General features: G+C 51.2%; 22 protein-coding genes. 11 read left to right on the top strand and 11 right to left on the bottom strand.

What is annotated here, in order from left to right:
* Positions 1-43: 43 nt before the first annotated feature.
* Positions 44-664 (bottom strand): LysE/ArgO family amino acid transporter, encoded by a 621-nt coding sequence (locus tag ACYX4J_RS16660; RefSeq protein ID WP_282933969.1) that lies wholly within the window; start codon positions 662-664, stop codon positions 44-46.
* A gap of 130 nt (positions 665-794) precedes the next feature.
* Between ACYX4J_RS16660 and ACYX4J_RS16665 the strand changes: the two genes are divergently transcribed.
* Complete coding sequence (locus tag ACYX4J_RS16665; protein WP_413664659.1) at positions 795-1697, top strand: LysR family transcriptional regulator ArgP; 903 nt, start codon at positions 795-797, stop codon at positions 1695-1697.
* Between the two features lie 11 nt (positions 1698-1708).
* Here ACYX4J_RS16665 and ACYX4J_RS16670 read toward each other — a convergent pair whose 3' ends face one another.
* Both ACYX4J_RS16670 and ACYX4J_RS16675 read right to left on the bottom strand, forming a co-directional pair.
* Positions 1709-2584 carry a deaminase gene (locus tag ACYX4J_RS16670; RefSeq protein WP_476177110.1) on the bottom strand — a complete coding sequence of 292 codons (876 nt, stop codon included), beginning with the start codon at positions 2582-2584 and terminating at the stop codon, positions 1709-1711.
* Positions 2575-3444 (bottom strand): LysR family transcriptional regulator, encoded by an 870-nt coding sequence (locus ACYX4J_RS16675; protein ID WP_444926907.1) that lies wholly within the window; start codon positions 3442-3444, stop codon positions 2575-2577. Before ACYX4J_RS16675 ends, ACYX4J_RS16670 begins: the two co-directional genes overlap by 10 nt.
* A 90-nt stretch (positions 3445-3534) precedes the next feature.
* Between ACYX4J_RS16675 and ACYX4J_RS16680 the strand changes: the two genes are divergently transcribed.
* Positions 3535-4035: a lactoylglutathione lyase family protein gene (locus ACYX4J_RS16680; protein WP_282933974.1), complete on the top strand. Its 501-nt coding sequence runs from the start codon at positions 3535-3537 to the stop codon at positions 4033-4035.
* 100 nt (positions 4036-4135) lie between these two features.
* Here ACYX4J_RS16680 and ACYX4J_RS16685 read toward each other — a convergent pair whose 3' ends face one another.
* Complete coding sequence (locus tag ACYX4J_RS16685; RefSeq protein ID WP_444926906.1) at positions 4136-5341, bottom strand: multidrug effflux MFS transporter; 1206 nt, start codon at positions 5339-5341, stop codon at positions 4136-4138.
* A 280-nt stretch (positions 5342-5621) separates the two neighbouring features.
* On the opposite strand from ACYX4J_RS16685, the gene ACYX4J_RS16690 reads away from it, so the two are divergent.
* Entirely contained in the window at positions 5622-6725 is a 1104-nt protein-coding gene (locus ACYX4J_RS16690; RefSeq protein ID WP_476177111.1) for a glycosyltransferase family 25 protein, read from the top strand.
* Positions 6726-6736: 11 nt separating this feature from the next.
* Here ACYX4J_RS16690 and ACYX4J_RS16695 read toward each other — a convergent pair whose 3' ends face one another.
* The 4 genes from ACYX4J_RS16695 to ACYX4J_RS16710 are packed head-to-tail and all read right to left on the bottom strand — an operon-like array spanning position 6737 to position 10090.
* Positions 6737-7174 carry an ion channel gene (locus ACYX4J_RS16695; RefSeq protein ID WP_192879377.1) on the bottom strand — a complete coding sequence of 146 codons (438 nt, stop codon included), beginning with the start codon at positions 7172-7174 and terminating at the stop codon, positions 6737-6739.
* Positions 7161-7616 carry a tRNA adenosine(34) deaminase TadA gene (gene tadA, locus ACYX4J_RS16700; protein ID WP_413664653.1) on the bottom strand — a complete coding sequence of 152 codons (456 nt, stop codon included), beginning with the start codon at positions 7614-7616 and terminating at the stop codon, positions 7161-7163. Before tadA ends, ACYX4J_RS16695 begins: the two co-directional genes overlap by 14 nt.
* A gap of 36 nt (positions 7617-7652) precedes the next feature.
* Positions 7653-8456, bottom strand: a complete 804-nt coding sequence (locus ACYX4J_RS16705) for a putative RNA methyltransferase (RefSeq protein WP_413664652.1) — start codon at positions 8454-8456, stop codon at positions 7653-7655.
* The gene (locus ACYX4J_RS16710) at positions 8453-10090 is read right to left on the bottom strand and encodes a GMC family oxidoreductase (RefSeq protein ID WP_444894980.1); all 1638 of its coding nucleotides are present in this window, start codon (positions 10088-10090) and stop codon (positions 8453-8455) included. Before ACYX4J_RS16710 ends, ACYX4J_RS16705 begins: the two co-directional genes overlap by 4 nt.
* 84 nt (positions 10091-10174) lie before the next feature.
* Here ACYX4J_RS16710 and ACYX4J_RS16715 point away from each other — a divergent pair, with 84 nt between their 5' ends.
* Positions 10175-10864: a class I SAM-dependent methyltransferase gene (locus ACYX4J_RS16715; RefSeq protein WP_476177112.1), complete on the top strand. Its 690-nt coding sequence runs from the start codon at positions 10175-10177 to the stop codon at positions 10862-10864.
* A gap of 26 nt (positions 10865-10890) precedes the next feature.
* Here ACYX4J_RS16715 and ACYX4J_RS16720 read toward each other — a convergent pair whose 3' ends face one another.
* Positions 10891-11043, bottom strand: coding sequence for a hypothetical protein (locus tag ACYX4J_RS16720; protein ID WP_475707573.1), 153 nt, complete (start codon positions 11041-11043; stop codon positions 10891-10893).
* Between the two features lie 165 nt (positions 11044-11208).
* Here ACYX4J_RS16720 and ACYX4J_RS16725 point away from each other — a divergent pair, with 165 nt between their 5' ends.
* Both ACYX4J_RS16725 and ACYX4J_RS16730 read left to right on the top strand, forming a co-directional pair.
* The gene (locus ACYX4J_RS16725) at positions 11209-11697 is read left to right on the top strand and encodes a hypothetical protein (protein ID WP_413664649.1); all 489 of its coding nucleotides are present in this window, start codon (positions 11209-11211) and stop codon (positions 11695-11697) included.
* Positions 11698-11785: 88 nt separating this feature from the next.
* The gene (locus ACYX4J_RS16730; RefSeq protein WP_444892962.1) at positions 11786-12280 is read left to right on the top strand and encodes an RDD family protein; all 495 of its coding nucleotides are present in this window, start codon (positions 11786-11788) and stop codon (positions 12278-12280) included.
* A 13-nt stretch (positions 12281-12293) separates the two neighbouring features.
* Here the strand turns inward: ACYX4J_RS16730 and lptG are convergent, their stop codons facing one another.
* Together lptG and lptF are read right to left on the bottom strand one after the other, a co-directional pair.
* Positions 12294-13355 carry an LPS export ABC transporter permease LptG gene (gene lptG / locus ACYX4J_RS16735; RefSeq protein WP_444906182.1) on the bottom strand — a complete coding sequence of 354 codons (1062 nt, stop codon included), beginning with the start codon at positions 13353-13355 and terminating at the stop codon, positions 12294-12296.
* Complete coding sequence (lptF, locus tag ACYX4J_RS16740; protein ID WP_476177113.1) at positions 13348-14481, bottom strand: LPS export ABC transporter permease LptF; 1134 nt, start codon at positions 14479-14481, stop codon at positions 13348-13350. Before lptF ends, lptG begins: the two co-directional genes overlap by 8 nt.
* A gap of 189 nt (positions 14482-14670) precedes the next feature.
* On the opposite strand from lptF, the gene ACYX4J_RS16745 reads away from it, so the two are divergent.
* The 5 genes from ACYX4J_RS16745 (at position 14671) to ACYX4J_RS16765 (ending at position 21712) form a co-directional block, all read left to right on the top strand.
* Positions 14671-16137, top strand: a complete 1467-nt coding sequence (locus tag ACYX4J_RS16745; protein WP_444892960.1) for a leucyl aminopeptidase — start codon at positions 14671-14673, stop codon at positions 16135-16137.
* 128 nt (positions 16138-16265) lie between these two features.
* Positions 16266-16688 (top strand): DNA polymerase III subunit chi, encoded by a 423-nt coding sequence (locus tag ACYX4J_RS16750; protein ID WP_476177114.1) that lies wholly within the window; start codon positions 16266-16268, stop codon positions 16686-16688.
* Between the two features lie 24 nt (positions 16689-16712).
* Entirely contained in the window at positions 16713-17597 is an 885-nt protein-coding gene (locus ACYX4J_RS16755; RefSeq protein WP_476177115.1) for a hypothetical protein, read from the top strand.
* Positions 17598-17770: 173 nt separating this feature from the next.
* Complete coding sequence (locus ACYX4J_RS16760; protein ID WP_476178666.1) at positions 17771-20545, top strand: valine--tRNA ligase; 2775 nt, start codon at positions 17771-17773, stop codon at positions 20543-20545.
* Positions 20546-21088: 543 nt separating this feature from the next.
* Positions 21089-21712 carry a suppressor of fused domain protein gene (locus tag ACYX4J_RS16765; protein WP_476177116.1) on the top strand — a complete coding sequence of 208 codons (624 nt, stop codon included), beginning with the start codon at positions 21089-21091 and terminating at the stop codon, positions 21710-21712.
* Positions 21713-21750 lie beyond the last annotated feature (38 nt).

Below are 21750 nucleotides of genomic sequence, written 5' to 3' on the forward strand. Positions count from 1 at the left end.
ACTTATTAGTCTACAGCTATTTTTAGCAGCCATTATTGAGTGTCTACTGCGCCCACAACAAGCTGATAGCAATAGTCCACATCATAATGCCCACCAGTACATCGAGTACCTGCCAGGTTCTGGGGTTCTTAAATAGCGGCTGCATCATGCTGCCACCCACTGAAAGAAGAGTGAACCATAACAGGGATGCACTACATGCCCCCAGCACAAAAAACCAGGTTCCATTGCCAGCATACTGCGCCCCTACAGAGCCAATCAGTACAACCGTGTCCACATACGCGTGTGGATTAAGCAGGGTTAAGGCTACTGCGGTAATCAAGGCAGAGCGGCGGGATTTCATCCACTCTTTTTGCTCTCCAAGACCTTTGTTAGTGAAGGCCGAACGGAAAGCCATGGCACCGTAGGAGAACAGGAAAGCAGCACCGAGCCAGGTCAGCCAGATCATCCAGTCGCCACCCGCTTGTGCGAGATTTGCAACCAGGAACACACCACCTGTAATCAAGGCAATATCCATCAGTACGCATAAAGCCGCGATACTAAAGTGATATTGTCGACGGATACTCTGCGTCAGCAGAAACGCATTCTGCGCTCCGATCGCCATAATCAAACTGATGGTAGTCAAAAAACCTTTTGCGAGCGGCGCCAGCAACAACCCTGAAAACACGATGCCTCCTGTGTTTCATTCTCTAATTTGGAAGTGCCCGCAGGGCTGCGGGCCTGAATAGTGGCGCGAGATTAAGAGTCAAACTAGAATAAGTAAACTTAATTATACTGATCCCTCATAAGAAATTCTTATGCTAGACCTAAAGCAACTCCAAGCCTTTGCCTTTGTCGTAGAGGAGCGCAGTTTTGACAAGGCTGCCGCCCTACTCCATGTCAGCCAGTCTGCGATTTCCCAACGAATCAAAGCCTTAGAAAGCCAGGTTGGCCAAGCCCTATTGATACGCTCCAACCCTTTGCGGCCCACTGAAGCCGGCCTCAAAGTACTGGGGTACTACCAGCAAATGCACTTGTTACAGCAAGAGCTTCTCACTGATATAGATCCAGAGGGGGGCAAGACTCGCTATAGCAACCAGAATAAGGTTCGGATCGCACTGAATGCAGATAGCTTGGATACCTGGTTCCTAGCCGCCATCACACCATTGATTCGGTCCCAGCAGTTGCTCGTGGATCTAAAGGTCGACGACCAGGACGCTACCCATGAACTGCTGAAGAATGGTGAAGTCATTGGCTGTATCAGTTCAACAACCAGTAACCTCCAGGGCTGCCAATCGGTACTGCTCGGTCATATGGCCTATTACCCGGTATGCACTAAGGCCTTCAAAAAGAAGTTTTTTTCAGACCCGATTAAGGTTGAAGAGCTCCACTACGCTCCCACAGTGGAGTTCAACTATAAGGATCAATTGCAGAGTCGTTACCTTAAACAGTTTTGGGGAGTGGAGACTGGTCAGTACCCATCTCATGAAATCCCCTCGTCAAAGAGCTTCCTCAGTTTCTTAACTCTGGGGCTGGGTTGGGGAATGGCGCCAGATATTCAGATCGCGAGCCTGTTAAAAAGTGGAAAGTTGGTGAAACTCGCTGAAGACCAGTATTTGAAGATTCCTCTTTACTGGCATGTTTGGAACTTAAAATCGAAATTGATTAAAGAGATCACTATCAACCTCACAGAGCATGCTCGAAAAGCTCTAAGTCAGTAGTGCTCAAATACTCAGTGATGGTGCAACTGCCAGTATGGACAGTAGTCCAGCTGCAGTTCGCCATTTTCCAGCTGTTCTAGGATTGACAGTGCTTGATGATATATTGGTTGATTTTCCTTATGTCGAACATTTAGATTTTTGAAGTCCCGATAGGATTCCTGATAAATTTCTTTCGCATCGCCTCCCAATAAAAAGCTAACTATTTGGTCTCCATGCTTTAACTCATAAGCGAAGTAAGCTCCGTCTAGCTTTTCTTTCTGTACTAATTTCGACGGTTCAGAAGTTATACGGCGAGTGTAATAATTTCCAGGCTTATCCACGATACACTGGGAATTTTCCTTGCCACAGTTTCCATTATAACTTTGCTTTAATCGCTCTATACTTTTACCGTAGTCGGGATCGGTCTGCCCATATACAACGCGTGAAACTCCTAAGAAAATCATCATTCCACTACACATCATGCAGGGTTCAAGAGTTGTATAAATACTGACATTGGAATTAGTTAAGTATTTGGTCTGAGGCCCTAAGCATTTTGTCTCAAGACATCTTTGCATTACACGCACTTCAGCGTGCTGGGTCTTATCCTCACAGACTGAAACCGAATTAAGCTGAACTCCCCCAATGTGCTTGGAAATATCATCAAATAAAACCGCACCAATATTATGACCTCTTTTATTTTTATCAGTAGGTCTGACCCAGTCCTGGAATACTAAAGAGTAAGCCAACAACATCAGTATCTTATCCTGCTCATCCTTAACACTCTCGGCTTTAGCTATTCCCACAAGAGAGAGTTGTGATAGAACGAAAAATAACAGGAGGCGAAACAACCCGGTATTTTTACCAAAACTGTTCAGCTTTTTGATACTTAGGAGCCCGATTAAAGCCATTTCTCCATTTCACCAATAATAAACCTGACTCTGGCGGGTACAAGTTGAGTGCGCCTAAGCGCCAAATACAGTGTCTCACTAACGGGATTTTCAAGGCTATGTGCCTTAATCAATTTCGGCTTTCGAAATGCACTTACCGCATAGGCGGGTAAAACTGTGAAACCCAATCCCATACTAACGGGCTCCAGGATTAAGCTGATCTGATTGGAAAACCCTTTTTGTTGAAAATCTTCAAGACTTCTAAATTGTGGGAAGTTCGCTCCCAATAATAGACTCGCATGGTGTATACCGTCTGGATGGCCTATGTACCCCAGCGCTAAAAGCGACTCCCAATCAGGGGTTTTCACTTCAGCCGGCGTCACTAGCAATAACCTTTCACTGGCGATCGGCCGACTGTCAATCTCCTCTGCTTGTGGCGGGCTGGTCATTAATCCAATATCAGCACCGTTTTCCGCAATGGCCTTCTCTACATCCAGGTTGGGTGCGAAACGGCAGCTAATCGATAAACCCTGGTGGATTTTCTGCAGGGACAACAACTTGGGGTAGAGCTTCAGCCCCACACTCCCAGGGCACATCACTCGCACATCCCCATGGTGGGGAGGGTCTTCACCAACAATTTGCCCCAGGCTGGAAAGCTTCTGAATAATCCCCTGCCCTTCCCGGTAGAGCCGATCACCAGCATCCGTGAGAGTGAAGTGTTTACCCTGCCTGACTAACAGAGCGACACCTAAGTGCTCCTCTAACTTGCGTATATGCTGACTGACCCCAGACTGAGTCATATGCAAGCGATCCGCCGTACGAGTGAAGTGCCCCTCTTCAGCTAAAGTACAGAAGCTTCTTAACCACACTGGATTTATCATTACGAATGCTACTTGAAAATATTACAAATGATAATTATACGTAATGAATCAGAAGCTGTAACTTAACCGCATTCAACAAAGGAGACAGCTATGAGTAACGCATACCCGAGAACCTTTTCTCATATCGGTATTTCAGTGCCAAACCTTGAAGAAGCTGTGAAGTTTTACACCGAGGTACTTGGTTGGTACCTGATTATGAAGCCCACAGATATCACAGAGGACAAAAGCGCTATCGGTGAAATGTGCACCGACGTATTTGGCCCAAACTGGGGTAGTTTCCGCATTGCTCACTTATCGACAGGGGACCGGATTGGCGTAGAACTATTCCAGTTTAGCAATCAGGAAAACCCAGAAGATAATTTTGAATACTGGAAAACCGGGATCTTTCACTTCTGCGTACAAGACCCCAACCTGGAAGAACTGGCGGATAAGATTGTGGCGGCCGGTGGTAAAAAACGTATGCCGGAGCCCCGTTATTACTATCCCGGTGAAAAGCCTTATCGCATGATTTATATGGAAGATCCTTTTGGCAACATTCTGGAAATTTACAGCCACAGCTATGAGCTGATCTACAGTGCTGGTGCCTACTGATATTAAGCACTCCAGAATTCACTCAGCATCACTCGAACGATGCTGAGTGAAATGCCAGCACAGAGTTATTCAGAGGCTCCCTAATTTATTTTGGTATTACTCAATCGCTCTGGTCTGCTGTGATGCTGACTACATTACGCAAAACCAACCAGGAAACCACAAAGGCCAAAATTCCACACACCGCAATTACCCCAGCAAGCGACCCTGGTGTTCCATTAAATACCAAACTGGTTATCAGGATAGCTACAGCCCCGATTGACAACTGCATAGTACCAGCCAGAGCAGAAGCCGTTCCCGCTATAGGGCCATGTCTTTCCATGGAAAGAATAAATGCCGTCGGAAGAACCAAACCGAGAAACATATTACATACGATAAGCATGCATATCAGTAGTACGAGATGATCAAAACCGGCCTCTATCACTAAATACATGGTAACCGAGCTTATTACAAATCCAGTCACACCCCACTTCACCAGCTTCACCATCCCTAAACGGGCACCGAAATTTGCCGAAAATTGACTCGACAAGAAGAAACTAAGCGCATTCAGAGCAAAGGCGAGGCTAAATTCGGTTGGGGTCAATCCGTAGTAATTCGTATATAAGAATGAAGCTGCCGCAAAAAAAGCAAGTACACTAGCGAAGCCAAACCCTCCTATACAAGTAAGCCCTATATAGATCGGGTCACGTAGTAATATCGAATAAGATTCAAGCAGCGCACCTATTTTAAATGGTATGCGCTTATTCACTGGTAAGGTTTCATGAAGGCTTGTAATAGCAAGTATCAGACTTAAAAAAGTAGCAATGGATATCCCCCAAAATATGCTGCGCCAACCAAACGAAATTAATAGCAGACTACCAATTAATGGCGCCAACATAGGAGAAATTGAAAGGACAAGAATTGCTGTGGTAAGAAGGCGAGTTGCTTGAGTACCCGTATAAGAATCTCGAATTATTGCTCGGGGAATCGACATTACCGAAGCGGCACCCACTCCTTGCAGGAAGCGAAAGGCAATTAACCACTCGATAGTGGTTGCCAGGGCACAACAAATAGATGCGAAAGTAAAAACCAGCAAACCAAAATAGAGCGGCGGTTTGCGGCCAAACATATCGGAAGCGGGGCCATAAAAAATCTGACACACCCCGAACGCAATAAAATAGGCCATCAGCGTATAAGACGCGACCTGGGTTGAGGTGTCGAGGGCCTTTGTCATCGCAGGCAATGCAGGCAGATACATATCAATGGCCATAGGACCAACAGAGCTCAAAAGCCCCAGGATCAACGCCATTTTTATAAAGCCTGAGTTCATCCACAGCCCCTATTGAACCAACTCCACCTTGGCACCTCTACAAGACACCTCTCACAATTACTAAAAAGGGAGAAGGAAAGAATACACCGCGCTTGGGACCCTATGAGGCATGGATGCCGATTAGGAGCTTACAGGGATGTATTCACAGCGTGTCTCGAGTGCGGTGTATTCTTTCCTTCCACCTCAGCAGTAAGTTCCCTCATCCTTTCCGGACTGGCAGGTCAAACCTTAACCTTCAATCGTAGCAACTTAATTTAGGACCATAAGATCAGGGGAGTTAATGGCCCATGACGCTTCTATACCGCCTGCAGACGGTATAACTAAAGGTGTTTCAGCCCTGACCTCCAAGCGTCCAGGAGGCTCCTGTGGTGCCCGGCTCTTCTTCAACACCTCTTGGTGGAAAAGCCCTGTCATTCTAGCAACTGTGATAGCTCAGGAATTTTTGCCTGGCCTGCTGGCTGCTACCAGCCACAAGCCCAAGCGACACCCGCTTTCCCCACCAACAAGACCACGTCGCCGCCTCCCTTTAAGCTCCAAACGCCCAATTACCTCGCGTGGCCGCCGTCAGCGACCCTATATCGCCAATACCCCCTGTTGGATTATCACTCTGCAACCAAACAGTGATGACGTTGACCTATTACTCAGCGCCGGGAAAATGCAGCGACTGCATATCAACACAATTGAAGGGATTGATGGGCGCTCAGGCACCCCAGAACTGGAAGAAGGTGAGCATATCGCGAGTAACGTCACCCGGTGGCGCCACTTGTGCGAACTCAAGAACTCCGAAATTGGGTGCTATCTCGCCCATTTGAGAGCAATTCGCCGGGCATACCGCTCCGGCTTGGACCGGGTCTGTATTCTGGAAGATGATGTACAGCTAGAACCCTCATTTGGCCGCGTCTTAGCGGAGTTAGAGCAACTCCCTGAAAATATCGAGATGATTCGACTGATGGGACTTAAAGTCCGCAAGCGAAAAGTCGTGCAAACCTTGAATGACGGTGTTCATCAGTTAGTGCGGCCAGAGCGGGGGTGGTGTGGAGCACAGGGATATTTGATTAACCGGCGCGGTATGGAGAAAGTCTTAAAATATGCCAGCCGTATTTTCGAACCCATCGACAAGGTATTCGATCACTTCTGGCAATTTGACCTAAAACTATATGGCGTTGAGCCCCACCTTTTGTGGGAAAACGAACACATCTCCAACATTGTTAAATCCAATATCCACCGCACGAAAGTCGCCCGGTGGCTCTATTGGCTGCACCCTTTCGGAAAACTTTGGCGCAGTGTGGGCAGGCACTTTTATTTAAGGCTCCACTCAAAAGAGTTCTATCCAGCAGAAAAACCCACACAGCGCACAGGGCGTACGGCGCGAATTAAATCTTAAGAACCCTGCGATCAATTCTCCCAATAACGCTGCATTTTTAAAAACATAAAAGAAGCGGTCCAAGTAATCATTACCAGTCCCGTAAGGGCTTCAAGGCCAGCGGTAAAACGCAGATGCCCCAGGGGCTCAATATCACCGAAACCCAGAGAGGTATAAGTGGTGAATGAGAAATAGGCGCAGTCCAGCAGGCTGCCATTAAAGTTGCCCACCAAAGTACCAAAATAAGGCGAATTCACCATAAAGTAGTAGCAGTAGGCAAACAGCCATATTTCAGCCACGTGGGCGATCAGAGCGCCAAACACCCCCAAGACAATCGCCAGGTTATGCTTGATCGGAATCCAGCGGCCAATCCGGGCAAGGGCACTCAATACTTCGTGGTGAATCAGGACGACTGTGGCGACAACTATTGAGTTCACCACAAAAGCAAATGCCAGATCAGCGTCGATCATGAAAGAACTCGCGCACTAAATTGCTTGCCTCTTCCGCCATGACTCCCGACTCCACCGTAATCTTGTGATTGAAAAAGTTGGCTTGTGCCAATTCCAGCTGACTCTCAACAACACCGGCCCGGGGTTCGGTAGCGCCGTATACCAGCCGCCCTACCCGCGCATGTACCATTGCGCCAAAGCACATAGTACAGGGCTCAATCGTCACATATAAAGTGGTGTTTGGCAGGCGGTAGTTTTGTTGTTTATCTGCCGCTTGCCGCAGGGCTACGATTTCCGCATGGGCACTGGGGTCACAATTCCCAATCGGGCGATTACTGCCCTCCCCTATGATTTTTCCATCCTGGACTAAAACCGCACCCACCGGTACTTCACCGCGCTCAGCAGCGAGTTGTGCAAGCTCCAGGGCTCGCCGCATAAATCCAAAGTCTCTGGGAGTCGCCATAACGCTGCTCTATTACCTCTACCTAGCAAATGCCTGTTATTTATGTTTAATAAAACGACGAATAACAAAGTCCGCTTCCAGCTCCAGGCTGTCGCGCTCTTCGAGTTTCTGTCGTTCTTCACGGTTGCCCTTCCAGGCAAAAGGCGTCATAGCGAGAAAATCTGCAATGGCCTGCTTGCCCTTCAATACGAAAGGGAAACAGCAACGCATATCGACTTCCGGGGTCAACTTCTCAATCACTTTTGGTGCGGGATGTTTACGCGGCTCTTTATAGAGGTACTTCTTTAGTGACCACAAGTGATCGGGGCCAGGGGATACGTCTACCAAATGGCCACCGGTTTTGATTACCCGCTCCATTTCATGATCGGGGGCTGGGGCAAAGATCTTCAGCAGGTTATCCACCGACTCCGAGACCACCGGCAAATTCACATTGCTGGCAACCACAAACTGAGCGCCACTGTCGCGCTTGGCCGCCATACGCACGCCGGATTTTGAAATGTCGATACCGGAAAGGCCGTGGCCATGCCAGCCAGCGGACTCAAGCTCTCGCAGGTAATACCCCTCACCGCAACCGATATCCAGTAAACGGCGGCCGGGCTTGTAGGGCAAGAGCGCCGAAATACTATCAACCAGAGGCCGATAGTAACCGGCGTGAAGAAAGCGCCGCCGCGCGTGAAGCATCTCCGAAGAGTCACCGGGATCTTTGCGGCGCTTGCGATAAACGGGCAACAAATTGACGTAGCCCTCACGCGCGCGATCAAAACTATGTCGATTGGTACAGTGCCAAGTATCTTTTCCTAAAGTTAAGGGGGCAGCACAAAGCGGGCATTGCCAAATCATTCAACTTCCTGAGTGTGTCTATTCTCTTTTACAAACGAGCGCGAAGACCGCTGCATAATCAAATCTGCCGCCTTCTCCGCAATAGCGATCACAGGCGCATTGGTATTGCCACTGATCAGGGTGGGCATTATGGAGGCGTCCACAACCCTCAGTCCATCCACACCGTGTACTTTTAGCTCGCTGTCCACTACAGCCAATTCATCACTCCCCATTCGACAGGTACCTATCGGATGGTAGATGGATTCTGCATGCTGGCGAATATAGTGGATGATTGACTCTCTATCACTCAACTTCTGCTCTGGACGCAAGGACTTTTTCTTGTAGCGACTCAGTTCCTCCTGGGCGAGGATATCCTGTGCCATTTCAAATGCCTCCACCATTACCTGCAGATCCTCGGGCTCACTCAGGTAGTTGGGTTCAATTCTGGGCAGTTTGCGTGGATCGGTGGAGTCCAGAGTGATCTCACCGCGACTCTTAGGCCTCAGGGCACAGGCGTGAAGGGAGTAACCGTAGCAGGTGCGCTTATTAAACCCATGTTGGAAAGTCGGAACTGCCGTCATGTGGAACTGAATATCCGGATTGCCACCCGCCAGACTGGAACTGGCAAAGCCCCCCGCCTCGGCCACATTGCTGGTTAAGGGCCCTTTATTTAAAAAGATCAGTTCTGGCAGGCGCATTGCGGTGAGGAGCTTCGGCCATAGTGCTTCGGAAAAGCTAACCGCTTCAGAGGCTTCCACTACTTGTATGATATCCAGATGGTCCTGCAGGTTTTTTCCAACACCGGGAAGGTGCGCTTGCGAAGTCACTCCAGATTTACGCAATTGGTCCTGATCCCCAATACCGGATAGCAACAATAGCTGTGGCGACTGGATAGCACCGGCACTTAAAATCACTTCCTTGTTCGCCAGGATTTTAGTGCCATCAAGCAATTCGACGCCGGTCGCTTTCTCTCCCCTGAGAATAATCCTCGCCACCTGACTGTTGGTACGAACATGTAGGTTAGAGCGGCTGGAAACTGGGTGCAGATAAGCTGTAGCCGCAGAGCAGCGGCGGCCGCGCCGTTGGGTTACTTGGTAAAAACCCACGCCATTTTGCTGGCTGCCATTGAAATCATTATTCGGCCGGTGTCCCAGGGACTCAGCTGCGCGTAAAAAAGCATGGCCCGATCGGGTTTTCCACTTTAAATCCGAGACCGACAGAGGGCCGTAGCCACTGTGGTGCGCATCAGTACCCCGTTCATTGCCTTCCGACATTAAGAAGTAAGGCAACAAGCCCTTCCAACCCCAACCGGGATTACCCTCCGCTTCCCAGGCATCGTAGTCATCGCTATTACCACGGATATAAACCATGGCATTTATAGAACTACTACCCCCGAGGGTCCTGCCCCTCGGCCAAAACAATTTCCTGTCATTCAGGTGCTTTTGTGGCGTGGTATGGTGGTGTAGGTTATAGCGAGTTCCCGGTAGCAACTCGCCAATACCCACAGGAATGGAGATCAAGGGGCTCCGGTCTTTAGGACCCGCCTCCAGAAGACAAACTCGATTCTGCTCTTCGGCACTGAGCCGATTTGCTAAAACACAACCGGCGGAGCCGGCACCTACGATCACATAATCAAAAATCATTTGAGTGGACATGGGACCTCAGCACCTTTGTAGCTGGATGGTCCACTGACGGTACACTCAAGCTGTGAATAATGACAGGCTGGAGGTCACCCAAGCATGCCCAATTCCGAATTCAGTGATGATCAGGTACTCACCTGCTGGCATAAGAATGCTCATGAGTGGACTAAAGTAGTAGACAATGCCGCCATTCCCAGCCGCCGACTAGTTACTGATGCTGCCATTGTCAGCACAATCATGGCGTACCAACCTGCGAGCATTTTAGATATCGGTTGCGGTGAAGGCTGGCTCAGTAGAAAACTGGCGGAGCAAGGTATTCGAGTCTGTGGTGTCGATGGCGTTAAAGATTTAGTGGATATTGCCAGCGCTCGAGCAGGCGCCAATGAGTCCTACCTGCGATTGCAATACGAAGAAATTTGCGCCGAAAAACTGGAACAGCTGTTTGAACTTATCGTGTGCAACTTCTCCCTTATCGGAAAGGAATCTGTCGAGCAACTATTCAGTAATGCACGCGAGTTAATGCTGCCCGGTGGGTACTTTGTCATCCAAACTCTTCACCCCCATCAAGCCTGCGGTAATGAGCCCTATCGAGATGGATGGCGCCCGGGATCTTGGGAAGGTATTGAGGGAGATTTTGAAGAGGCCGCTCCCTGGTATTTCCGCACCCTGGAAAGTTGGGTCCAGCTATTTCGCATCAACGGCTTTGCCATAGAAGCGATTCACGAACCCAGGGCCGATACCCAAGCAACCCCATCTTCACTGATTATTTGTGGAAGAATTTTGCGGTAGCGCATTTTGGAACTCTTTCCTGGCACCTAAGCCCCGATCCGGTAGAAAGAGGAGCTATTCAAGACAATTTTTTCATCAGCATTGGCACAGAAATACCAAAACAATAATAAAAAAACATTGGCGGGCTCCTGCTCACGCTCGCGACCACTTAGACAAAAATGAAAAAGTATCCATTTCATGCGGCCTCCAAGGAAAGAGATGACTTTTTCGGACTGTCCAGTAAGTGGAGTTGCATCAGCCGCCTAATTAATTCGAAAAAATGCTTTGTTAAGGGTGACCCATAATAAATTCAACGACCGCTTGCGGCCATCGAAATGAGAAGTTGACACCCAGGGGTAAACAGAATGCTACTCTGCAGTTTCCGATTCAGCGCCAATCAACTAGTGCCAAAAACCGTTGGCCTATTTCTTCTGCCCGCGTGCTGCGTCTGTTCTGCCGATGAGTTATTTATCCCGGATTCCCATGAAACCCTGAATATGGAATCCGGCAGTCTGTTTTTCTCCGACAGTGCATTTGCAATGGATAACGAAGCCCTGGTCCAGGCCGCCGAATACTTGCGCACCAATAGTATGAGCAACGTACAGCGACGTCTGAATTACCAGTGGCTGCAGATGCACACCAATCCAGATAAGTTTAAGCCCCTGAAAGGTGGCAAGGCATTATCCAAAATCCTGCGAATGGGTCTAGAAACCTACAAGACACAGAACTCCCGCGCCGCACGTACAGGCTTGCTCAGGTACACCAACAACGAGGGCAAGATTGGCAGCTCGGTGGACTACGGCATCTCTCTGTCCGACGACAAATTCAAGTTCTCTTTTGAGCTGGAGTTTTAGGGAGCCCCTGAACTCAGGCGCGCTACCTCTCCTTCCCCGTTTACAGGTTTGTTAGAATCTCCGCCACTTAAAACCGGCGGAGATAACCGTGAGTAGCTCGAACACCCCCAAATCCTTTCCTGAACTCCCTGTTGCCGGGGTGGGTCCACGCCTGGCCGCACTGCTCTACGACCTGCTGATACTGATGGGCCTACTGGTGGTTTACGGCTTTATCGCGCTGATGGTTGCCTCTACCGTGGTGGGCCTCAACTGCCAGCCCGCGGCAAATGACTACAACCCCTGTGTCAGCGGGCCATTCTTCCAGCTGGGCGCTCTAGCGGTTATCGTAGGGTATTACTTCTGGTCCTGGAGGGCTGCGGGTCAAACTGTGGGGATGCGCGCCTGGCGTCTGCTGCTGGCGAGCCCAAACGGAGCCCAGCTCACTTGGCGCCAATGTATTCTTCGCGCCATCGTAGCGCCGCTATCTATTGCTTGTTTGGGACTCGGTTACTTCTCTGCCTGGGCCAGATCCGACAAGGCCACATGGCATGACCTTATCTCCGAATCCGAGGTGCGCGTACTTCCCAAGAAGTCGAAAAAGTAGAAGGCCAGGGGCCCTAACGGGCCCGCTGCAGTAAATACCATCCCGCGCCAAAGCACAGCAATATCGGTAGTAGCACCGCGAGGAAAGGCGGGAAACCAAATACCAGGGAAGATGGCCCCAGCATATCCTGGACAAACTGGAACACCAGGCCAACCACCAACCCGGTAAACACACGCAGCCCGGTGGTTACTTCCCGCAGAGGGCCAAAAATAAAGGAAATCGCCACCATCACCAGACTCGCGATAGTGAGAGGCTGCAATACTTTTTTCCAGAACTGCAACCAGTAGCGACTGGAGTCTTCACCCTTGCGATCGAGGAATTTGCCGTAAGCCCACAGATTGCGCGGTGACAGATCCGCTGGCAAAGGCACCACCAGGGCGAATAACTCTGGCGAAATCTCCGCCTTCCATTCGGTCGTAGGTAACGCCTCACTCTCGGTATGCTCACCGGTGAAGATAGTCGTGCGGCTATTCTCCAGTTCCCAGCGCTTGCCGTCAAAATGGCCGCGCTCAGCAAACTCCACCTGCTCCAGTTCTCGATCGGCACCGAAGTGGTAGCGGGTAACACCGTAAAGTTCACCATCCGGCAGTGCCGCGTTGAAGTGAACAAACTCGCCGCTGTCTTTCAGCCACAGGCCACTTTCCAGGCCGCTCGCCTCCAGCTCACCCAATGCCCGGGCTTTGTCACTCTCGGCAATTACATTGGTCTTGGGAATAACAAATTCCGCCAGGCCCAAACCCAGTAAAATCAGCAGCATAATGGGCTTCATCACCGCCCAGGTAATCCGACCGATTGAGACGCCAGCAGACCGCATAACGGTCAGCTCACTGGTACCTGCCAATGAACCCAGCCCCACCAGACATCCAACCAGGGCGGAAAAGCCCAGCTGTTCATAGATACGCGCTGGCAATGTCCAACCCACATACTTCAGGGCATCGACAAAGCCGTAATCCTTCTTCAGCTCCCCCAACTGGTCCACTAATGCAAAGACCACAGTGAGGCCAAGAATAATCATCAGCGCGCCACCCACAGCAACAATAACGGTGCGGGCGATATACAAATCGAGCTTACTCACCTGGCGACTCCTTCACACCCTCGGGCAAACGCTTGGGCGGCGCCTTGCGCCAATTTCTTCCCGCTAACAACAGCAAGCCGAGCAGTAAGAACGGCGGGTGAACCAGCCAGATCATTGCCGGATTGGAGATCTTGCCGTCCTCAATCGCCCCCCTGACACCCTGCAGGATTACCAGGTAGGTGATATACAGCAGAATGGCTGGGATCATCTTCGCAAAACGCCCCTGGCGAGGATTGGTACGGGATAATGGCACTGCGAGTACTGCAACCACCAATACCAATATCGGAAGACTGAAGCGCCAGTAGAGGTAGGCCCGCTGCTGCGGATCATCGCCTTTAAGGAGATCCAGGGTTGAAGCCGATTCCATCTGGTCCTGCAAGCGGCTGCGCTCGCGAGGCACCTCCAGAATCACGGCGTAACTGTCAAATTTCATCTGGCGGTATTCCCGCTCACCGGGAACACCCTCATAGCGATAACCGTCGCGCAGCACCAAATAGCGCAGGCCTGTCTCAGGATCTATCTCCTGTACACCTTCACGAGCCCGGGTTACAACCTGCAGATCCGCCTCAGTTTCCTCTTCCGCACCACCCAACTCAGCCAGGAATACCCCCAACATGGTGGACTTATCTTCGCTCAGCGCATCGGCGTAATAAACCGCGCGGCCGCCCTGGGAGGACACAAATCTTTTTGGTACCAGGTGATCAAATTCGTTGCGCGCCTTTTCTGCATTTAACAGGCTGGTGGAACGCTCCATACCCGCCGGAGAGAAATACAGGCTCATGGACGCCACCACCAGCGCCAGCATCAGTGCTGGAATCATGGTATAGCCCAGCAAACGCCAATCGCTAAAGCCACAGGCGTGCAGAACCGTCATTTCACTTTCTATATAAAGGCGGCCATAGGAGAGGAGAATCCCCACAAACAGGCCCAGCGGTAATACCAGTTCCAGGAATCCCGGCAAACGGAATCCCATCAGGGAGAACAGGATATTCGCCGAAATATCACCGGCGGCAGCTTCCGCCAGGTATTTCACGAATCGGCCGCTCATCACAATTAACAGCAAAATTGCGCTAACCGCTAGCGTGGCAAACAGCAGCTCGCGGCAGAGATAGCGAAAAATAATCACAGGGCGAACAAATTCCTTGGTGACAGCGGTGTGATGGTGTCTGAATCAAAAACGAGCAAGTTTCCCTCTAGGTACAGCAATCCACAGGCAGGCGGGTTAAACTTGTGCGACGCATTATCACTAAAAATTCTTGCTATGTCTCGGCCTAGAGACATGCAATCTATTGTCAGATTTTAAGGAAAGCGAAAAATGCAGTTCTCCGCCAAGGTTGCAGATATCAGTAAACAACGCAGTGCCTGCTCTATTATTTCAGCAGATGCCAAAAATAACCTCAGCGAAAGTGGAAAAAGCCTGGATAAATTGACCGGGGGAATGATTGCAAAAATCCTCAAGCGCGGGGACTTGGGGGCCAAATCCGGCAGCACCCAGCTGATCAATCTTATCGACGTTCCCAGCGAGCGCGTTCTGGTCGTACGCACCGGTAAAGGCACCATCAGCCAGGCGGATTTCCGCAAGCTGGCAGCCAGCAGTGCCAATGGGGTAAAGAACTTTAAAGAGGCCGCGAGCTACCTGTGCGAAGTAGAGGTTGAAGGTGCCGATAATCGCTGGAAAGCACAGCAAATCGCCATGGCCGCCGGTCTGGCAAGCTATCGCTACACCCTGTCCCGCACCGATGCTAAGCCCCTGCCCCTGGCGAAATTCACCATCCACGCCCCAGAGAAAAAGCAGCTGAAAGCTATTCAAGGCGGCATGGAAGTGGGTGCCGCTCAAGCACTGGGCAGCAATGTCGCCCGTGATTTGGGGGATCTCCCAGGCAATATCTGTACCCCCAACTACCTAGTTGCCCAGGCGAAGGCACTGGCTAAAAAACACGCAAAGCTTACCACCAGCGTGTTGGACGAAAAGAAAATGAAAGCCCTGGGCATGGGTGCTTTCCTCAGCGTCTCCAAAGGCAGCGACGAGCCCCCCGCCCTGATTGCCATGAACTACAAAGGTGGCAAGGCCAGCGAAAAACCTGTGGTATTGGTCGGCAAAGGCATCACCTTCGATAGCGGCGGCATCAGCATCAAGCCGGGCCAGGCTATGGACGAAATGAAATACGACATGGGCGGTGCCGCCAGTGTCTTCGGCGTGATGAACGCCCTGGTTGAACTGCAGCCTTCTATCAACGTAGTAGGCCTGGTTGCCGCTGCTGAAAATATGCCCAGCGGCCGCGCCAGCAAGCCCGGTGATGTTGTGACTTCCATGTCCGGCAAAACCATCGAAATCCTCAACACCGATGCCGAAGGCCGCCTGGTTCTGTGCGATACGATCACCTACGCAGCCAAGTTCAAGCCCAGCGCAGTGATTGATATCGCCACCCTCACCGGTGCCTGTGTTATCGCCCTGGGCCATCACGCCACCGGTCTCTACGCCAATAACGAAGAACTGGCCAAGAGCCTTCTCCAGGCTGGCGAAACTACTGGCGACCGCGCATGGCAAATGCCACTGTGGGACGAGTACCAGTCCTCCCTGGATTCCAATTTTGCCGATATCCAAAACATCGGTGGACGCGAAGCCGGTTCAGTAACCGCTGCCTGCTTCCTGGCGCGTTTTGCCAAAGACTACAAGTGGGCACATATGGATATTGCCGGTAGTGCCTGGAAGTCCGGCGCACAGAAAGGTGCAACCGGCCGTCCGGTTCCTCTACTGGTTGAATATCTACTGGGCAAATAAGTAGCCAAAGCGCACAATAGCCGCCGGCACCATCGGTGCCCGGCCGCCGGGCGGTCCATTAATTAATGGGCCGCTTTTGCTTTTGGCGGCGTATCAATATGGCCGGGATTATTTGACCAGTATCTGAAATGACTCGCATTGATTTCTATATTCTCTCTTCCGACCAACCGGAACACGCCGATGTTTTTGCCTGCCGCCTGGCTGAGAAAGCCTTCCGCGCGGGTATGCGTGTATTAATCGCGGTGGACGACCCGCAACGGGCGGAACAGATGGATCAACTGCTATGGACATTTCGCGAGGACAGTTTCCTGCCCCACGCCCCGCAAACTGAAAACCAACAGGCGCAAATAGAAATTAACAGCGGCGAAGACCCCGCAGATCACCACGGCTTACTGATCAATCTCTGCTCCAAAGTACCCAAGTGGTTTAGCCGCTTTGAACGCTTGGCAGAAATTGTGATCCAACAACCGGAACCATTAAAACGGTCCCGATTGCGATTTGGTCACTTCCGCGATCGCGGATATCCGTTACAATCCCATAAGATCAATTAGAGCCTCTAACTACGTCCGAGAGTCATGTCCGGCAAAAAAAACAAACACAAGCAACGCGGACAGCAGCGCAAGCAGCCCAGTGAATTTCTGGATGAACTTAATTCACTGCACAACTTGCTTGTCACCGACGAGAACAATGAAGAAATCCCCGTGCTCAGCCAGGTGGCCAAGCAGGGTAATCCTGTAACCCCTGAGCCCCCCACACTTCCCACTATTGCCGACATACCAAAACCCAGTGGGACACCGGCTACCAGTGAGTTCGAAGATATCGACACCTCACTGGAAGATATCGACTTGCCGATTTTATTTTCACCGGTTGAAGAAGAAATGCTGGCCCAGCAATCCCTGTCGCTGGCAGAGTCTGACCTGGCTCTTTTGCGCCCGCTTCAAGAGCTGGCTGTAGAGGATGAGGAACCACAGGCTTCCGCAGAAACCGGGCAAATCGAAGAAGAGCCCGTTGAAGATAAACCGGTTGAAACACCGTTAGAGCAGAATTCCCGGGAAACCAAAGCTGAAGTTTTCCCAAAGGCCCAACCGGAGAGACAGCCCGAACCGCAGCCGGAGCCCCAGGCGGAAAATCCGTTCCTGCCAAATCATATTCGCTCCCGCCTCACCGGTGGACGGCCCCTGCCAGTTGAAGAAAATACCCAAGTAACCGAAGCCCCAGTGCCCCCGGAAACAGAAGCTCCAACAACAGTGGCCCCTGAAGTAAAGAAAGAAGCTGAACTTCCAAGCACTGAGGCCCAAGCCGCCGAAGAAGATCCGGCCGCAGATCCTGAGCCCTCCGCCAAAGAGCGCCAGCGCCAGGAATTGATCGAGCAACTCGTCGCCCAGCAGCTACCCAAACTGGAGCGCCGCCTGCGCGCCCAAATAGAACACGTGGTCGACGAGCTCGGCGTTTGGGATTAAGAGACGGCCTAAGGGAGCCTCTGAATAACTCCCTAAGCTCAAATACCGCCTTTTGCCCACCAGACCCCGGCGGTATAATTGCCGCCTTTTCCGCGCAGCCCGAGCAAGCACCAGACTATCCTGAGCCAAAACGCTGTGCACGCAGTCAGTTAAACACAAGGTTTCCCGCCCGCATGGACAAAACATACCAGCCCAACGCCATCGAACAGCAGTGGTACAAAACCTGGGAGGAGAACGGCTACTTCAAGCCTTCCGGGGATACTGAGGCCAAGCCCTACAGCATTATGATCCCGCCGCCGAACGTCACCGGCAGCCTGCATATGGGCCACGGTTTCCAGGAGTCCATCATGGACGCCCTGATTCGCTACCACCGCATGCAAGGAGACAACACCCTGTGGCAAGTGGGCACCGACCATGCCGGTATCGCCACCCAGATGGTGGTAGAGCGCCTGCTGGGCGCCGAAGGCGTATCCCGCCACGACCTGGGCCGCGACAAGTTTATTGAGAAGGTCTGGGAGTGGAAAGAGGAGTCCGGCGGTACCATTACCCGCCAGCTGCGTCGCCTGGGCGCGAGCCCCGACTGGTCCCGCGAACGCTTCACCATGGACGACGGCTTCTACAAAGCGGTGCAGGAAGTCTTTATCAAACTGTATGAAGACGGCCTGATTTATCGCGGCAAGCGCCTGGTGAACTGGGACCCGAAATTCCACACTGCGATCTCCGACCTGGAAGTATTAAACGAAGAGAAGCAGGGTCACCTGTGGCACTTCCGCTACCCGCTCTCCGACGGCTCCGGCCACTTGGTAGTCGCCACTACCCGCCCGGAAACCATGCTCGGTGATACCGCCGTAGCCGTACACCCGGAAGACGAGCGCTACCAGCACCTGATTGGCAAGACCATCAAGCTACCCCTGGCGGATCGCGAGATCCCGATTATTGCCGACGAATACGTCGATCGTGAATTCGGCACCGGTTGTGTGAAAATCACCCCAGCCCACGACTTCAACGACTACGAAATGGGCCAGCGCCACAACCTCGAGATGATTAACATCCTCGATGCCGACGCCCACCTGAACGACGCAGTGCCGGAAAAATACCGGGGCATGGAGCGCTTTGCCGCGCGCACACAAATTGTCGATGACCTGGACGCCCTCGGCCTGCTGGAAAAAGTAGAGCCCCACACCCTCAAGGTACCTCACGGAGACCGCTCCGGCGCCGTGATCGAGCCCTGGCTCACCGATCAATGGTACGTAAAAACCCAGCCCCTGGCCGATGAAGCCATCGCCGCCGTTGAAGATGGCCGCGTTGAGTTCGTACCGAAGAACTACGAAAACATGTACTTCTCCTGGATGCGCGATATCCAGGACTGGTGTATTTCCCGCCAGCTGTGGTGGGGACACCGCATCCCCGCCTGGTACGACAACGACGGCAAAGTCTACGTTGGCCGCAGCGAAGAGGAAGTGCGCGAGAAGCACAACCTGGGTGCCGACATCAGCCTGCGCCAGGACGACGACGTACTCGACACCTGGTTCTCCTCCGGCCTGTGGACCTTCGGCACCCTGGGCTGGCCAGAAGATACCGAAGAACTGAAAGCCTTCCACCCCAGCTCCGTACTGGTCACCGGCTTCGATATTATTTTCTTCTGGGTTGCACGCATGATGATGCTGACCCTCTACTTCAAGAAGGAAGTACCGTTTAACACCGTGTACGTACACGGCCTGGTGCGTGACAACCACGGCCAGAAGATGTCCAAATCCAAGGGCAACGTGATCGATCCTATCGACCTGATCGACGGCATCGACCTGGAGACCCTGGTAGAGAAGCGTACCTCTGGTCTGATGCAACCGCACCTGCGCGAGAAGATCGAAAAGCAAACGCGCAAAGACTTCCCCGAAGGTTTCTCTGCTTTTGGTACCGATGCCCTGCGCTACACCTATTACTCACTGGCTTCCACCGGCCGCGACATCAAGTTTGATGTGGGCCGTATCGAAGGCTTCCGCAATTTCTGTAACAAGATCTGGAACGCCTCCCGCTACGTTCTGCAAAACTGTGAAGAACACGATTGTGGACAGGACGGCAGCACGGATTTTGAACTGACCATCGCCGACCGCTGGATTATTTCCCAACTGCAGCGCACCGAGATTACCGTACGCGAAGCCATGGACACCTACCGCTTCGACCTCGCCTCCCAGGCCCTGTACGACTTTATCTGGAGTGAGTACTGCAGCTGGTACCTGGAACTGTCCAAGCCGGTACTGTGGGACGACAACGCGTCCGACGCAGTGAAGAAGGGCACCCGCCGCACCCTGATCCGCGTACTGGAAACCATTTTGCGTCTGGCTCACCCACTGATGCCGTTTATCACCGAAGAAATCTGGCAGCGTGTAAAAACCCTCGCCGGTTCCAACGGTGACACCATTATGCTGCAGCAATACCCGGAAGCCGACAGCAGCAAGATCGACGAAGAAGCGGAAGCGGCCGTTGCCTGGTTGAAGCAGGTTATTGAAGGCGTGCGTAATATTCGCGGTGAAATGAATATTTCCCCAGCGAAGAAAATCCCACTGATCCTGCGCGGCGGTTCCAACCGTGACCAAGAACTGCTGGAGCAAGCCCGCAGCCTGCTGATCAAACTGGCCAGCCTCGAAGAAATCACCTGGCTGGAAAGTGGAGAAGCAGCCCCCGCCTCCGCCACTGCCCTGGTAGGCGATATGGAATTGCTGGTACCCATGGCCGGCCTGATCGACGTTAAAGCCGAAAGCGCGCGTCTACAAAAAGAGATTGATAAACTATCTAAAGAGTTGGCACGGATCGAAGGCAAACTCAATAATCCCAAGTTTGTAGACAAAGCCCCCGAAGCCGTTGTTGCCAAGGAAAAGGACAAGCTCGCAGAAATGAAAGGTGCTCACGAACGTCTGCAACAGCAGCTTGAGGAAATCAGCAACCTTTAATGGTTCTGATAATCCGCTCTGGTGAAGAGCGGGTCTGATTTAAAAAAGGGGGCACTGCCCCCTTTTTTTGATATAAATCAAGTAACCCCTTCTTGCCCTAGTGCCTTTTGATTTTCTATCAAGGTCAGAACCCGAATATGTGCTCAATGTACCTGTATCACTTATGGGTTTGTCAGCTCCAAAATCAGCTTTACCGAAGTGATATACGACCTAAAGCGCACGAAAACGCTTCAAGCTACGCTCAATCTTTCAACCCTCCTGAGTACCTGATAAGAAATCAACATGATTTTCGATCGGTTCGACTGCTATTTTTTATAAAGATCCCGATAGATTGAATGGTCTAGGGAGTTAGAGAAAGTCTATTCCGTGGGGATAGTGGGCAAAGTGATCATTTTTGTATTTGGGACAAGAGTTCAAGCTTATGTGTGATTTATTGATTCCTCAAGGTTTTACGCATTTCTTCGCTAGATTGATTCCAAGATGGTAATCATGATAATAGTGGTCAGATTGATTACTATATAAATATTATGTGAAGGAAAAAGTATGAGCTTCCTTGAAGACTCCTGGAAAGAACGAGAAGAAACAATATACAGGGGAATATTTGGTGATCTAGGACCCGGAATTTATACTTTATCAAACGAAACCTTTGATCGCATGAATGCTAAGGCTGTTGATCCTCGTTGGTTAACGCATGGAGTTTTCAAGAGTCAGCCATCCGAAACAAGGAATACCTGGGCTTATGTTACATCTGGTATGTCCAACCCTTGGGAGGCTGAGGAACCAGAAGAGTTTTCTGGATTGGGCGTAGAGTTTGTCATGGAAACAGACGAAGAGGCGGATTGGGCAATTGGAGTTTTACAAACCTTAATGGCTTATAATTTACTTCTCATTTCTGGTCAGATGGGCAATTTTCCTCCCCTTTATTATGGGCACCGTGTTCCCCTTGCACTTTCTACTTCCATAAAAACGATGATGTTTACTCACCCTGTGAATTTCCCAGAAAACTTTGCCATTAAATCTGGAGCAGTCAATCTTATTCAGGTTATGGGTATCACACCATCAGAATTAGAGGCCGCAAAAGAAACATCATCTGATGAGATAAGACAAAAAATAATTAGTAACACAGGTGGATTGGTCACAAATAAGGAACGAGAAAGTGTGGCATAAATCATATAACGAGCTCGGCCATAAACGCCCATCCAGCT

The sequence above is a fragment of the Microbulbifer sp. ABM4_008 genome (genome assembly GCF_056311705.1).